The organism is Streptomyces morookaense, assembly GCF_013030945.1.
GTDB classification, from domain to species: Bacteria; Actinomycetota; Actinomycetes; order Streptomycetales; family Streptomycetaceae; genus Streptomyces; species Streptomyces morookaensis.
Genome location: NZ_JABBXF010000083.1, coordinates 40,629 through 54,942 on the forward strand (window position 1 = coordinate 40,629; position 14,314 = coordinate 54,942).

13 protein-coding genes are annotated in these 14,314 nt (G+C 72.4%); 4 read left to right on the forward strand and 9 right to left on the reverse strand.

Annotated elements, in window-relative coordinates:
* Window positions 1-124: 124 nt before the first annotated feature.
* Entirely contained in the window at window positions 125-3,373 is a 3,249-nt protein-coding gene (locus tag HG542_RS28255) for an amidohydrolase family protein (protein WP_171086304.1), read from the forward strand.
* A 62-nt stretch (window positions 3,374-3,435) separates the two neighbouring features.
* On the opposite strand, the gene HG542_RS28260 is transcribed toward HG542_RS28255, so the two are convergent.
* From HG542_RS28260 to HG542_RS28270, 3 genes are all read right to left on the reverse strand, one after another.
* Window positions 3,436-4,308 carry a chitosanase gene (locus HG542_RS28260; RefSeq protein ID WP_171086305.1) on the reverse strand — a complete coding sequence of 291 codons (873 nt, stop codon included), beginning with the start codon at window positions 4,306-4,308 and terminating at the stop codon, window positions 3,436-3,438.
* Between the two features lie 154 nt (window positions 4,309-4,462).
* Entirely contained in the window at window positions 4,463-5,638 is a 1,176-nt protein-coding gene (locus HG542_RS28265; RefSeq protein WP_171086306.1) for an MBL fold metallo-hydrolase, read from the reverse strand.
* A 29-nt stretch (window positions 5,639-5,667) separates the two neighbouring features.
* A complete protein-coding gene (locus HG542_RS28270) occupies window positions 5,668-6,336 on the reverse strand; it encodes an alpha-ketoglutarate-dependent dioxygenase AlkB family protein (protein ID WP_171086307.1) in 669 nt (222 codons plus the stop codon).
* 96 nt (window positions 6,337-6,432) lie between these two features.
* Here HG542_RS28270 and HG542_RS28275 point away from each other — a divergent pair, with 96 nt between their 5' ends.
* The gene (locus HG542_RS28275; RefSeq protein ID WP_171086308.1) at window positions 6,433-6,996 is read left to right on the forward strand and encodes a carboxymuconolactone decarboxylase family protein; all 564 of its coding nucleotides are present in this window, start codon (window positions 6,433-6,435) and stop codon (window positions 6,994-6,996) included.
* Here the strand turns inward: HG542_RS28275 and HG542_RS28280 are convergent.
* Genes HG542_RS28280 through HG542_RS28290 form a run of 3 tightly spaced genes read right to left on the reverse strand, consistent with a single transcriptional unit; the run spans window position 6,986 to window position 9,006 of the window.
* Complete coding sequence (locus HG542_RS28280) at window positions 6,986-7,873, reverse strand: SAM-dependent methyltransferase (RefSeq protein WP_171086310.1); 888 nt, start codon at window positions 7,871-7,873, stop codon at window positions 6,986-6,988. The two genes, HG542_RS28275 and HG542_RS28280, sit on opposite strands and share 11 nt — an antisense overlap.
* A complete protein-coding gene (locus HG542_RS28285) occupies window positions 7,870-8,136 on the reverse strand; it encodes a DUF397 domain-containing protein (protein ID WP_171086312.1) in 267 nt (88 codons plus the stop codon). The genes HG542_RS28280 and HG542_RS28285 overlap by 4 nt, the downstream gene beginning before the upstream one ends.
* A 3-nt stretch (window positions 8,137-8,139) precedes the next feature.
* Entirely contained in the window at window positions 8,140-9,006 is an 867-nt protein-coding gene (locus HG542_RS28290; protein WP_171086314.1) for a Sco1979 family transcriptional regulator, read from the reverse strand.
* Window positions 9,007-9,143: 137 nt separating this feature from the next.
* Here HG542_RS28290 and HG542_RS28295 point away from each other — a divergent pair, with 137 nt between their 5' ends.
* Window positions 9,144-9,599 carry an ATP-binding protein gene (locus HG542_RS28295; protein ID WP_229922632.1) on the forward strand — a complete coding sequence of 152 codons (456 nt, stop codon included), beginning with the start codon at window positions 9,144-9,146 and terminating at the stop codon, window positions 9,597-9,599.
* Window positions 9,600-9,756: 157 nt separating this feature from the next.
* Here the strand turns inward: HG542_RS28295 and HG542_RS28300 are convergent, their stop codons facing one another.
* On the reverse strand, window positions 9,757-10,548 hold the full coding sequence (locus HG542_RS28300) for an SGNH/GDSL hydrolase family protein (RefSeq protein WP_171086318.1): 792 nt from the start codon (window positions 10,546-10,548) through the stop codon (window positions 9,757-9,759).
* Window positions 10,549-10,689: 141 nt separating this feature from the next.
* Here HG542_RS28300 and HG542_RS28305 point away from each other — a divergent pair, with 141 nt between their 5' ends.
* On the forward strand, window positions 10,690-11,496 hold the full coding sequence (locus HG542_RS28305; RefSeq protein WP_171086320.1) for a tyrosine-protein phosphatase: 807 nt from the start codon (window positions 10,690-10,692) through the stop codon (window positions 11,494-11,496).
* 70 nt (window positions 11,497-11,566) lie between these two features.
* Here HG542_RS28305 and HG542_RS28310 read toward each other — a convergent pair whose 3' ends face one another.
* Both HG542_RS28310 and HG542_RS28315 read right to left on the reverse strand, forming a co-directional pair.
* Window positions 11,567-12,964, reverse strand: coding sequence for an aspartate aminotransferase family protein (locus HG542_RS28310; protein ID WP_171086321.1), 1,398 nt, complete (start codon window positions 12,962-12,964; stop codon window positions 11,567-11,569).
* Window positions 12,961-14,314 (reverse strand): transketolase C-terminal domain-containing protein (locus tag HG542_RS28315; RefSeq protein WP_171086322.1); only part of this gene is annotated, 1,354 nt, incomplete at its 5' end. The genes HG542_RS28310 and HG542_RS28315, both read right to left, overlap by 4 nt.

Below are 14,314 nucleotides of genomic sequence, written 5' to 3' on the forward strand. Positions count from 1 at the left end.
ATCGACGCCGGCCCCTTCCCGCCCCGCCCTGATCAACCGCGCCCCGCGGTGTTGACCTTGGACCAGTCCCCCATGCCACCATCAGGGGTTCGCCGATCGCAACTCCCCTGCCGCAGGAGGACTGTTGGACACCACCGGCTCCACCGGCACCGAATCGTCTCCCCTGTCCCGGCGCAGATTCCTGCAGGCGGCCGCCGGTACCGCCGCGGTGGCCGGTGCCGCTGCCGCGCTGCCCACGGACGCGGTGGCGGCCGTCACCGCCACCCCGGGCACCCCGGGCACCACAGGCACCCCCACCCTCTCCTTCACCGCCGCCACCAACGGCTCCGCCTCCCTCGCCCCCTCCGGCGACCGGCTGGTCGCCGAGGTGCAGAACGTCCTGTGGTCCATTCCCCGCAAGGGCGGCGACGCCGTCGCCATCACCCCGCCCGACCTGGAGCCCACCCGGCCGGTGCACTCCCCTGACGGGCGGCTGCTCGCGGTCTGTGCATACCGGGGTGGCGGCTTCCACATCTGGACGCTGCGTCCCGACGGGTCGGGGCTGCACCGGCTCACCGACGGGCCCTGGGACGACCGCGGGCCGTCCTGGTCGCCGGACGGCACCCGCATCGCCTTCGCCTCGGAGCGCGCGGGCGACCCGGTCGCGGGCAGCCCGTACCGGATCTGGACCGTGGATGTCCGGAGCGGTGCGCTGCACCAGGTCACCGGGCTGTCCGGGCAGGAGGGACCGGGGCAGGACGGGGCCTGGGAGGACTTCGACCCCGTCTGGTCGCCCGACGGCAAGCGGCTGTGGTTCGTACGCGGCCGGGTCGCGGCCCCCGGCGGCCCGCTGGAGGCGCACACGGTGGCGTCCGTGCCGGCCGACGGCGCGGGCCCGGTCCGTACCGAGCACACGGATACGACGACGGCGCAGCTGATGACGCCCGCCCTGTCCCCCGCCGGGCGGCTGGCCTGTCTGCGCACCACGCCCGCGCCCGCCGCCACGTGCACGCTGGTCGTGGACGGGGAGGCCGTGCCGCTCGACGGGGACGTGGAGCCCGTCCCGCCGCGCTGGATCTCGCGCGACGAGCTGCTGATCACCGTCGGCGGGCAGTTCACCGTCCTGCGGCCGTCCGCACCGGGAACGGACCGCACCACGATTCCCTTCGCCGCCGAGCTGCCCGTCGACCGGCCGCGGTACAAGGTGAAGCAGTACGACTTCGCCACGAGCGGCGTGAGCCGGGTCCGTTCCGTGCATCTGCCCGCGCTGTCGCCGGACGCCCGGCAGGTGGCCTTCGCCGCGCTCAACGCCCTCTGGGTGGCGGACATTTCGGGCGGCAAGGCGACCGCGGCCATCCGGCCGCGCAAGATCGTGCAGGCCGACCCGACCCGCTACATCCTCGAACCCTCCTGGTCGCGCGACGGCAAGTCGCTGATCTACGCCGACGACCGTGACGGGCTGCTCGCCGTGCGCCGCCGCGACCTGGCCTCCGGCACGGAGACCGTGCTCGCGGGCGGCGGGCGCGTCCACCCGGCGCTCTCCCCGGACGGCACCCGGCTCGCGTGCCTGGACCTCTCCGGCAATCTGATCGTCCGGGAGCTGGCGGCCGGTACGGAGCGGGTGCTCGCGGCGCCGATGGGTGCGGGCGGGCTGCCGGGGCGGCCGAGCTGGTCGCCGGACGGGCGCTTCGTGGCGCTGTGCGACCGCAACCGGCTCAACCAGCGCTTCCGCGAGGGCTACAACCTGATCAGGGTCGTCGACACCACGACCGGCACCGCCCGGCTGCACGCGGTCGCCCCGCACGCCTCCGTCTCCGACCGCTACGACTCCGGGCCCGTCTGGTCGCCCGACGGCCGCTCGATGGCGGTGATCGTCGAGTCGGCGCTGTGGCTGCTGCCCGTGCGGCCGGACGGCACGCCGGACGGTGCGCCGCGGCAGCTGACGGAGGAGGCCGCCGACCATCCTTCCTGGTCCGCGGACTCCCGGAAGATCCTCTACCTCTCGGCCGGGCGGCTGCGGCTGCTCGACACCGCCGACGGGTCCGTCCGTACACTCCCCGTCGGGCTCGACTACCGGCGGCCCGCCCCCGCCGACACGGTCGTGCACGCGGGGCGGCTCTGGGACGGTACGGGGTCGGCGGTCCGCGAGGACGTCGACCTGGTGATCCGCAACGGCCGCATCGCCGCCGTCGAGCCGCACCGGGCGCGCCGCCCCGCCGTGCGCACGGTCGACGCGTCCGGGCAGACGGTGATCCCGGGGCTCTGGGACGCGCACACGCACCCCTGGCAGTACACCTACGGCGGCCGTCAGACCGCGCTGCAGCTGGCGTACGGCATCACCACCGCCGTCTCGCTCGGTGGCTTCGCCTACGAGCAGGCCCGGATCCGCGAGGCGGTGGCGGCCGGCGCGCTGGCGGGGCCGCGGCTGCTGGCCACGGGTGAGCTGCTGGACGGTCCGCGCGTCGCGTACAGCATGGGCCGCGCGCACCGCACCCGCGAGGGGCTGCACCGCTCGCTGTCGCGTGCGACGGCGCTGGACTGGGACTTCGTGAAGTCCTATGTCCGTGCGCCTGGTTGGATCATGGAGGAGGCGGCACGATTCGCGCACGAGCGGCTGGGGGTGCGCAGCGGCAGCCATCTGTGCACGCCGGGCGTGCAGCTGGGCCAGGACCTGACGACCCATCTGCAGGCCACACAACGGCTGGAATTCGGGCACGCCACGACGGCGACCGGCCGCTCGTACGAGGACCTGGTGGACATCTACACCGCCCGGAACATGAACTTCCACATGGTCGCGACCATCTTCACCTCGGTGCCGCTGGTGGGCAGCGACCCGGCGCTCGCGGAGGATCCGCGGGTGACGCAGCTGATGCCGCCGTGGGACGTCGACCTGGTGCGGAAGACGGCGGGCCGCGCGCCCACGGACGCCGAACTGGGCGCGCTGGGCCGGGAGGTCGAGGTCTACCGCCGGGTCCTGGCCGGCGGTGGGATCGTCGCCCTCGGCACGGACGCCCCGCTGGTGCCCGTCGGCCTCTCGCTGCACATGGGCCTGCGGGCCCTGCACCGCTACGGCCTGTCGCCCGCCCAGGCACTGAGCACGGCGACGCTGCTGGCGGCGCGGGCGTACGGTGCGGAGCGGGACCTGGGCACGCTGGAGGCGGGGAAGCTCGCGGATGCCACGGTGGTCGACGGCGACCCGTTCGACGACTTCGACGTGCTCGTGCGGACGCCGTCGGTGCTGCGCGGCGGAGTGCTGTACGAGCAGCGGGAGTTGGTCGGGGCGTACGAGCACGCGCTGGCACCGGCGGCGCAGCAGCCGCATCCGCACGGCGGCTGGGAGGCGGTGGGGCACCAGCTGCGCCGGGACTCGTGCTGCGACATGGAGCTGCACTGAGGGATCCATGCAAACCGCCCGCCTGCGGGATACGCAGGCGGGCGGCCGGGGACGTACATCCGTCACTCGTTGATCTCGTACGAGTCCCCGTACACCTTCCACTTCAGCGGCGGCTGCAGCTCGAAGTTGCCGTTGTCGAGGAAGACGCGCTGCTCGGTGTCGACGCGGCTGGTGTCGCTGTGCGCCTCCTCGTGCTTCATGGCCGTCTTGCGGGCGTCGAGGAAGGCGTTGAGGTAGGTCTTCTCGTCGCCGCCCTGGGCCGGGGTCTTGGCCTTGGCCAGGGCGTGCTTGCGGATGTCGCCGAAGCTGTCCTTGCTGTTGCCGGGGCCGTGCATGACGATCGCGTCGTAGTAGACGAACTGGCCGAGCGTGCGCAGGCCGTCCTTCCTGGCCTGGTCGACGGCGGGGTTGAAGTAGACCCGGTCGCGTTCGGCCTCCTGACAGTCCCGGAAGGTCTCGTCCTCCAGGGCGGCCTTCTTCCAGGCGGCCTTGTAGGCGCTGCCCAGACCGGAGGTGGAGTCGCTGCCGTTGACCTTGCGCAGGGCGGGAAGGTACTTGGCGAGCAGGTTGTCGGGCTTCTGCTTGGTGTAGCGCTCGACGAGTTCGAGCATGTCACCGGTGCCCGAGGTGAAGCCGATGATGCCGCCGGTGAAGCCGCGGCCGTCCTTGATGTCGTCGATGTACTTGAACTGGTCCCGCCACTTGAGCGAGGAGTTCTCCGCGCTGGACACCAGCTGCATGGCGATGTCCTTCTTGTGCGGGTCGTCGAGCCCGGCACCCTGGGCGCGTATCAGGGCGGTGGCGGAGGCGTCCTGGAGCCCGTGCTCCGCCGCGACCGCCTGGCCCACGCCGCCGAGGGCGAGGGAGGCGGGGAGGACGACGGCAGCACCGAACAGGGCGATGGGGGTGGTCTTCTTCCACGTGCTCGCGAGCATGCGGATCTCCGTTTCCCGGTGGCTTGTCAGGAAAGTTAGGAAAGTTTCCTAACTACTGCCGGGCATTGAAACGGAAGGCCTGCTTGCGTGACAAGGGGTGTCAGGAGTTACCCATGAGAACGCGCCACTCCCGACACCCCTCCCAAGTCCCGCCCTACGCCTGGAGAACGACCTCGGCCTCGCCCGTCGTGGGCACGGCGAGCGGGGCCCACCCGCCCTCCGGCGGAACCGCCGCCGCACGCCACCACGCCTGCAGCGGCAGCCCGTTGACCGGCTCGAACGGCTCCCCGGGCCGCGGCACGGCCACCCGCGCCCCCCTGCGCCGGGCGGCGGCCACGGTCCCCTCGGCCGGCTCCTCCCAGGGATGCGGGGCGAGGTTGAACGTCCCCCAGTGGATGGGCAGCAGCACGCCCGCCTCCGGGGCGCCGCGTTGCAGGTCGGCGTGGGCGCGGACGCCCTCCTCGGGCGTCATGTGGATGTCCGGCCAGAATTCGCTGTACGCACCGATCTGCACCATCGTGGCGTCGAACGGCCCGAACTCGGTGCCGATGTCCGCGAAGCCGGGGAAGTAGCCGGTGTCGCCGCTGTGGAAGATGCGGTGTTCCGGGCCGGCCACGACCCATGAAGCCCACAGCGTGTGCTGGGTGTTGCGCAGGGCGCGGCCGCAGAAGTGGCGGGCGGGGGTGGCGGTGAAGGTGAGGGTGCCGATGCGGGTCGACTCGTGCCAGTCGAGTTCGGTGATGCGGTCGGACGGGACGCCCCAGTGCTCCAGGTGTGCGCCGACGCCGAGCGGGACGACGAAGGCGGCGCCGGTGCGGGCCAGGGCGCGGACCGTCGGCATGTCCAGGTGGTCGTAGTGGTCGTGGGAGATCACCACCGCGTCCAGCGGGCCCGTCTCGGCCAGCGGTACCGGCACCGGGTGCAGCCGGCGGGGGCCTGCGAAGGCGAAGGGTGAGCAGCGCTCGGACCACACCGGGTCGAACAGCACGCGGCCCCCGTCGATCTCGGCCAGCACGCTGGAGTGGCCCATCCAGGTCAGCCGCAGGCCGGAGGCGGCGGGCACCGCCAGGTCGGCGACGGTCGTGGGGTGGACGGGCACGGCGTGCGCCGGGGCCCGGCGGACGCGCTCCTCCTTGCGGAAGTAGGTGGGCAGGAAGGCGAGCATCGAGCGCGACGACGGCCGGGCCGCCCCGGCCGGGTTGGTGAACACCCCGTCCGCGAAGTGCGGCGACCGCCGGATGCGCGCCATCCGCTCCCCCGCCGGATCCGCCCCGAAGGCGGCCGGGCGCAGGGCGTCGAGCGGTGAACGGGGCGGGCGGGAGCCGGTCACGGCACCTCCAGGAAGGGGCGGAAGGCAGGTCACCCCATTATCAGGCCGCTCACCCGCAGGGTGACGTTCAGCCGCCCGTCGAGGCCGAGGGCGGGCGGGGCCGTGCCGGGGAAGGTGCGGGGAACGCCGTGGTGGGCGAGCCGGGACGGGCCGCCGAACACGAACAGGTCGCCGCTGCGCAGCTCCACGTCCGTCCAGGGGCGGCCGCGGTCGCTCACGTTCCCGAACCGGAACACGCAGGCGTCGCCGAGGCTGAGGGAGACCACGGGGGCACCGGACTTCTCGTCGCTGTCGCGGTGCATGCCCATCCTGGCCTTGCCGTCGTAGAAGTTCACGAGTGCGATGTCGTAGGGCTCGGTGCCCTGCTCCTGCCCGTACGCATCCCCGTACGCGTCGGCCACGGCGTCCCGGGCCAGCTCGCCGAGCCATTCCGGGAACGGCTTCACGGGCGCACCGTCGCCGTCGACGACGGTGCGGGCGTAGCCGTAGGGGAACCAGTGCCAGCCCAGGCACACCGAGCGCACCGACATCTCGCCGCCGGCGGGCATGCGCACCGTGCGCAGGCCGGCGGGCGGCGCGGCCCACGCGCGGCAGGCGTCCAGCAGGCGGCGCTGGGCGGACATGTCCAGCCAGCCGGGGACGTGCACGGCCCCCGGCGCGACCTCGGCCCGGGGCCGCGGGAACAGTTCACCGTCCATGCGGCCAGCGTAGGACTCGGGGATGTCACACCCCGGGCCGGCCCGTCCGTCGTACCCACAGCGCACACACCACACACCGCCAAGGAGGCACCGGACATGGCCCGTATCCCCCTCGATCTTCCCTCCACTCCCCTCAACCGCGTCCTGCGCTGGTACAGCCGGCGCACCTACGGCAAGGTCCTCGACCCGCTGATGGCGTACGCGCGCCACCGCAGGGTCCTCTTCGCCGCCTCCCGCTTCGAGCTGTCGCTGGCCCGCTGGAACAAGCTCGACCCGGGGCTGAAGGATCTCGCCGTGCTGGCGTCGGCGGTGGCCATCGGCTGCTCCTGGTGCACGGACTTCGGCTACTGGGCGAGCCGCAATCACGGCGTCCCCCACGAGAAACTGCAGGACGTGCCGCGCTGGCGCGACAGCGACGTCTACACGCCGCTGGAGCGCGACGTCCTGGAGTACGCCGAGGCCATGTCCGCCACCCCGCCCGCCGTCGGGGACGGGCTGGTGGAGCGGCTGCGCGGGCGGCTCGGGGACGCGGCGCTCGTGGAGCTGACCATGATGGTGGCGGTGGAGAACCAGCGCTCGCGCTTCAACTCGGCGCTGGGGCTGAGCACGCAGGGATTCAAGGACAGCTGCGACATCCCCGCGCGCCCGCTCAGGCCTTGACCCCCACGCCCCCGTAGAAAATGGTGCTGTTGAGCTCCTCCGCACCGGGCACCGGACCGTCAGGGCGCCACAACGGCACCCGGACCAGGCCCGGTTCGAGGAGCGCGAACTCCCCGAAGAGCGGCTCGACTTCGGCGCGCCCGCGCAGGGTGAGCGCGGCGGTGGCGTTCTTGTAGACGTTCACGACGCCGTCCCGCGCCGCCGTGTCCACCCGCCCCGGCTCGTACCCCTCATAGGGCTCCTCCGTGGCGTGCGACAGGACGAGCCGGCTGCCCGCGGGGAATGCGGCGCCGAGGGTGGCGACGATGCCGGCCGGGTCCTCCTCGTCCTTGACGAAGTGCAGGACGGCGACGAGCAGCAGCGCCACCGGCTCGGAGAAGTCGATCAGTTCGCGGACGACCGGGTGCTGCAGGATCGTTTCGGGCTCGCGGACGTCCGCGAGAGCGAACCCCGCATTGCCCGCATTGCCCGCGTCGGTCAGCTTGGCCCCGGCATGGGTGGCCACGATCGGGTCGTTGTCGACATAGGCGACGCGGACGCCCTCCGCCACCTCCCGTGCCACCTCGTGGGTGTTGGGGGACGTGGGGATCCCGGTGCCGATGTCGATGATCTGGCGGATGCCGCCGCGCACCGCGTCCCGCACGGCCCGCTGCATGAAGGCCCGGTTGGCGCGGGCGGAGAGCCTCACCTGCGGGTGGGCCTCGATGACGCGCTCGGCGGCGATGCGGTCGACCTCGTAGTTGTCCCAGCCGTCGAGGTAGTAGTCGTACATCCGGGCCGGGTGCGGTCTGCTGGTGTCGATCTCCGTGACGGGGAAGCCCAGTTCGGTCACCCCCGGGCCGTAGTCGCCCAGGCCCTCCACGCCGTGCTCGGTCATGCCGGGCTCCCTTGCGGTGTACCGGCGAGCAGGAAGTCGGCCTGGCCGGCCTTCGCCCCCCGGATGAAGGTCTCCATCTCGTGACGGGTGTAGATCAGGGCGGGCCCTTCGGGGTCCGTCGACTGTCTCAGGGCCACCCTGCCGTCCACCAGCCGCATCGCCTCGACGCAGCTGCCCCCGTTGCCGCCGCTCCACGGCTTGCTCCAGCCCTCGGTGCCGAGGTCGGCGGCAGGCATGCCGTTGTAGACGCGGTCCGGATCCATGGTTCAGATCTCCTTACGAATGCCACCCAGGATGGCCTTGGTGGTGTGGGGCGGCGCGGCCTGCGCGCACATCCGGTCCAGTGCCTCCAGGAAGGCCGAGACATCCTCGCGCTGGTCGAAGTACGAGGCACCGACGAGGTTTTCGGCGCAGGCGATGTCCGGGAGCTCCTGGATCGGGAACCGGAAGATGTGGAAGGGCCCGTACATCGCCGGATGCGGCCCGGCGGCGAAGGGCATGATCTGCAGCCGTACGGCGGGCAGTTCGGTGGCCTCGATCAGGCGGTCGACCTGGGCGCGCATGACGTCCGGGCCGCCGATGGGGCGGCGCAGCACGGTCTCGTCCATGACGACCCACAGCAGCGGCGCCTTCTCCCGGAGGAGCAGGCCCTGGCGCTCGCGGCGGACGGCCACGGCGCGCTCGACGTCGGCGTCGGGGGCATGCGGCATGCCGGCGCGGAGCACGGCGCGGGCGTAGTCCTCGGTCTGCAACAGGCCGGGCACGTAATGCGGTTCGTACGCCCGGATGAGATTGGCCTCTCCCTCCAAGGAGACGAAAGCGCTGAACCACTCGGGCAGGACATCGCGGAAACGGTGCCACCAGCCGGGGCGGTTGGCCTCGCGGGCGAGGGCGACGAAGCCCTCGACCTCCTCCCGGTCCGTGATCCCGTACAGGCCGAGAAGCTTCTCGACATAGGGGATCTTCAGCCCGACCTCGGCCTTTTCCATTCTGCGGACCGTGGCGTGGGTGACGTCGAGGGCACGGCCCGCCTCCTCGAAGGAGAGTCCGGCCTTTTCGCGCAGCTCCTGCAGCCGCTTGCCGAGGACGACCCGCAGGACGGTCGGCGCGCCTGCAGCACGCGACTCCGCCACTGTCCACCCCCTCCAACTGCCGTCATATGCCAGCAGTCTGCCACGCGGCCGCCCGGAGTCGACAGACTGTCTTTGCGATTCTGCAATTTACAGATTGAACCTTGCCACAGATGACACGCATCGCACATAGTTACGGAGTGGCCCCCTCCCCTGACGCACCCTTGCTCGGGCGCCGCGGCAGCTCCCTTGCCGGCCGCCTGCAGGACGCATTCCACTTTCCGGCCCTCAACACCTCGGTGGCGGAGGCGCGACGACGCGTCCTCGCCCGGCTGCAGGAGTGGGGCATCGACGAAATGGCGTGCGACGACGCCCAATTGGTGGTGTCGGAGCTGTTCACCAACGCCGTGCGGCACACCGACAGCGACAAGGTCGGCTGTCAGCTGCGGGTCAGCGGCGCGGCGCTGCGCATAGAGGTCACGGACCAGGGGCACGCCCCGACCGAGCCGAGGATGCGGTGCAGCGGGACGGACGAGGAGAGCGGGCGCGGGCTGCTGCTGGTGGGCGCGCTGTCACAGGCCTGGGGGGTCCGGCCGGACGACAGCGGCCGGGGCCGCGTCGTCTGGGCCGACCTGCCGCACCGGTGCGCCCCGTAGGGGCGCGGGGAACTGCGCGCTCAGCCACCGTCGGCCTGCAGTCGACCACCACCCGGGATCCGGGGCGAAGCCCCGGGACTTCGACTGCGGGCGCGTCGTGGCTGGTCGCGCAGTTCCCCGCACCCCTTACGGGGCACGACTTACGGGGCACGACGATTCAAAGCGGCAGCAGATCCGGCCGCTTCGGCTCCACATGGTCGCCCGAGGACACCCCCCGCAGCCGGCGCCCGATCCAGGGCACCAGGTGCTCGCGCGCCCAGTGGATGTTGTCCCGGCGCACATCGGCGGCCGAGCGCTCCTCCTCCGCGGGCCACGGCTGGTCCGGGTCGGCCGGCACCTCCAGGCCGAGCACCTGGGCGGCGCGCAGGGCCACCCGGGTGTGACCGTCGGCGGAGAGGTGCAGGCGGTCCTCGCTCCAGGCGCGCCGGTCCTGCACCGAGCGCAGCGACCACAGGTCGAGCACCGGGCAGCCGTGCCGGTCGGCGATGGCCCGCACATGGGCGGTGTACGTCGCGATCTTGCCCCGCAGGTGCCGGAACACCGGCATGCCCCGGGTGTCGAAGCCGGTGCACAGCAGCACCGTGCCGACGGAGGAGGCGAGCTGGGCCACGGCCGCCTCGTAGCGCTCGGCCACGTCGTCGGGGTCGCCGCCGGGCCGCAGGATGTCGTTGCCCCCGGCGCAGAAGGTGACGAGGTCGGGGCCGAGCTCCTTGGCCCGGGGGACCTGCTCCTCCACGATCTGGTCCAGGAGACGGCCGCGGACGGCGAGGTTGGCGTACCGGAAGGTGTGTTCTTCCTGCTGGTCTGAGAGAAGTACGGCGAGTCGGTCGGCCCATCCGACGAAGGTGCCGTCGGGCCCCGGGTCCCCGACGCCCTCGGTGAAGCTGTCCCCGACTGCTGCGTACGACCCGATCGCGCTCTTGCTGAAGGATTTCGAATCGTCTGCCACGTCAGTGCATCTTTCACCTTTCGGAGTGACCTACGCCACCGTAACCAGGGGTTGACGTGCCGTGATGTATCCCACCCCGACAAAAACCGGCACCACGGGAATACGATCGGCGGGCCCGGAGCCGACATCTGAGGAGCGCCCGTGACGCAGACCCCGTACGTCCCGCACACCGAACCCGTCCTGGCGGGTGTCCGCAACTTCCGTGACCTGGGCGGGCTGCCGGCCGCCGACGGGCGGCGGATCCGGCCCGGCGTGCTCTTCCGCAGCGGCCACCTCGCCCGCGCCACCGCGGAGGACGCCGAGTTCCTCGGCTCCCTGGGGCTGCACACGGTCTTCGACTTCCGCAACGCCGCGGACATCGAGCTGGAGGGCGCGGACATCGCGCTGCCGGGCGTGCGGAACGTCAACCTCCCGCTCAGCGACCCGGCCGACGGCGGCGAGTTCTGGCGGATGGTCCGGGAAAGCGGCCTGGACCGGCTGCGGGAGGCGCTCTCCGCGGGGCAGGCCGCGGGCCGGATGACCGCCTCGTACCGCGAGATCGTCACCACCCGCACCGCCGAGCACAGCCGCGTCCTGCACACCCTCGCCCAGGACGCGGTGCCGGCGCTGATGCACTGCTCGGCCGGCAAGGACCGCGCGGGCCTGTCGGTCATGGCGACCCTGCTCGCGCTCGGGGTGCCGGCCGACGCCGTCGAGGCCGACTACCTGGAGTCGAACGCCCCGCACCGCCGCTACACGGTGAAGCGCCGCCAGGACGTGGACCCGGCCACCGAGGCCGAGGTGGCGCAGTTGCTCTCGCCGCTGTTCGAGGCGCGGGCGGAGTACCTGGCGGCGGCGTTCACGGCCATCGAGGACACCTGGGGGACGACCGAGCGCTACCTCTCCGAGGGGCTTGGCCTCGCGCCCGCGACACGGGAGCTGCTGCAGAAGCGGTTGCTCACGGACTGACAGCGCCCCGGCGCCCCGGCGCCCCGTAAGGGGCGCTGGGGGCACCCCCCGCGCCCCTGACGGGGCCCCGTCAGTGCCCCGCCACCGCCTGTTTCACCAGCGTGCGGCCGAACTCCCACATCAGCCCGCCGCCGTTGTGGGCGTCGTCCATGACCGCCGTGAAGGCGTCCACGAAGCGGTCCGCCTCCCGCTCCCCGATGATCAGCGGCGGGATCAGCTTGATGACCTCCAGGTGGTCGCCGGAGACCTGGGTGAGGATCCTGTGCCGCTGCATCAGCGGCGCCACCACCATCTGCGCGAACAGGCCCTTGCGCGCCGCCTGCAGCATCGCCCAACGGGTGCGCAGCGCCATCGACTTCGGCCGGCCGAACTCGATGCCGATCATCAGGCCGCGGCCGCGCACCTCCTGCAGCAGCTCGTACTTGTCGACGAGCGCCGCCAGCCGGTTCCGCAGCCCGTCCCCGGTCTCCCGGGCGCGGGCGACGATGTTCTCGTCCTCCATGACCGAGAGCACCGCCAGACCGGCCGCCATGGCCTGGGCGTTGGAGCCGAAGCTCGCCGAGTGGACGAGCACCCGGTCCATCGAGGAGTAGACCTTCTTGAAGATCCAGTCCTTGCCGAGCGTCGCACCGACGGGCACATAGCCCCCGGAGAGGGCCTTGGCCACACACACCAGGTCCGGCTCGACGCCGCTCTCGTGCTGGTAGGCGAAGAAGTCGCCGGTGCGCCCGATGCCGGTCTGCACCTCGTCCGCGATGAGCAGCGCCTTGTGCCGGTGCAGCAACTCCTGTGCGGCGCGCAGGAATCCGGGCGGGGCAGCGTGGACGCCCTTGCCCTGGATCGGTTCGACGACGAAGCCCGCCACGTCGCCGCGCTTCAACTCCCGTTCCAGCACCGCCAGGTCGCCGAGCGGGACCGCCGTGTCGGGCAGCAGCGGGCCGAAGCCGTCCCGGAAGCCGTCCTCGCCGTTGACGGACAGCGAGCCCGTCGTCAGCCCGTGGAAGGCGTGCGTGCAGTACAGCACCCTGGACCGGCCCGTGGCGCGGCGGGCGAACTTCAGCGCGGTCTCGACCGCCTCGGTGCCGCTGTTGCCGAAGAACACCCGGTCCAGGTGCGGGGCGTAGGCCAGCAGTTTCTCGGCCAGCAGGCCGGGCAGCGGCGGGCAGTCGAAGCGGGTGAGGTCGGCGAGCGAGGCGTCGAGGACGTCGTGCAGCGCCTTGCGGACGACCGGGTGGTGCCGGCCCAGGCCCATCACCCCGAACCCGGCGAGCATGTCCAGGTAGTCCTGGCCGTCGGCGTCCCAGAAGTACGCGCCCTCGGCCCGCTCGTAGACCTTGTCGAAGCCGATCGTGTGCAGCATGCGGGGCAGTTGGTGGTTCAGGTACCGCGCGTGCAGCTCGTACCCTTCCCCGCCGCGCTCGGCCAGCAGCCGGCCGAGGTCGAAGCCGGGTGTTCTCCCGTCGGTCATGCGTTGCTCTTCTCCTCGGTCGCCGCCACCGGCCCCGGCACGGCTGCCACCGGTCCGGGCAGGGCGGCGCTGATCCGGCCGGCGATCTCGGCCGGGGTGAGCCCCAGGTCCGCCAGCACCTCGGAGCGCTTGGCGTGGGCCGGGAACAGTTCGGGGACGCCGAAGGTGCGTACGGGCAGGTCCGTGCCGGCGTCGCGCAGGGCCTGGGCGACGGCCCATCCGACGCCGCCCGTACGGCTGTTGTCCTCGATCACGGCCACCAGGCGGTGCCGTCCGGCCAGCCCGGGCAGCGCCTCGTCGACCGGCTTGACCCAGCGCGGGTCGACGACGGTGCAGGTGGTGCCGCGCGCCTCCAGCAGATCGGCGGCGTCCAGGGCCACCCGGGCCATGGTGCCGACCCCGACCAGCAGGACGTCCGCGCCGGGGGCCTCGGGGGCGGCGAGCACGTCCATGCCGCCGATCCGGCCGACGGCAGGGATGTCCTCGCCCACGTTCTCCTTGGGATAGCGCACCACCGTCGGGGCGTCCTCGACCGCTACGGCCTCGCGCAGCTGGGCGCGCAGCTGCGTGGCGTCGCGGGGCGCGGCGATCCGCAGCCCGGGGACGACCTGGAGGACCGACATGTCCCACATGCCGTTGTGCGACGGGCCGTCGGTGCCGGTGACGCCGGCGCGGTCCAGGACGAACGTCACGCCGCACTTGTGCAGGGCGACGTCCATCAGCACCTGGTCGAAGGCGCGGTTGAGGAACGTCGCGTACACGGCGACGACCGGGTGCAGTCCGCCCGTGGCCAGGCCCGCGGCGGAGACGGCCGCGTGCTGCTCGGCGATGCCCACGTCCCACACCCGGTCCGGATAGGCCTCGGCGAACTTCGTGAGTCCCACGGGGTGCAGCATGGCCGCGGTGATCGCCACCACATCGGGGCGCTCGGCCCCGATGCGCAGCATCTCGTCGCCGAAGACCGAGGTCCACGACCGGCCCGCGGACGGGGACAGCGGCTGGCAGGTGAGCGGGTTCATCACCCCGACCGAGTGGAAACGGTCCGCCTCGTCCTCCAGCGCGGGCTGGTAGCCGCGCCCCTTCTGGGTGCGGCAGTGCACCAGGACGGGTCCGTGGAACCGCTTGGCGCGGCGCAGCGCCGACTCGACGGCGGCGATGTCGTGGCCGTCTATGGGGCCGAGGTACTTCAGGCCCAGGTCCTCGAACATGCCCTGCGGGGCGAAGGCGTCCTTGAAGCCCTTCTTCGCGCCGTGCAGCGACTCGTAGAGCGGCTTGCCGAGGACGGGGGTGCGCTCCAGCAGGTCCTTGCCCCAGGAGAGCATCCGCTCGTAGCCGTCGGTGGTGCGCAGG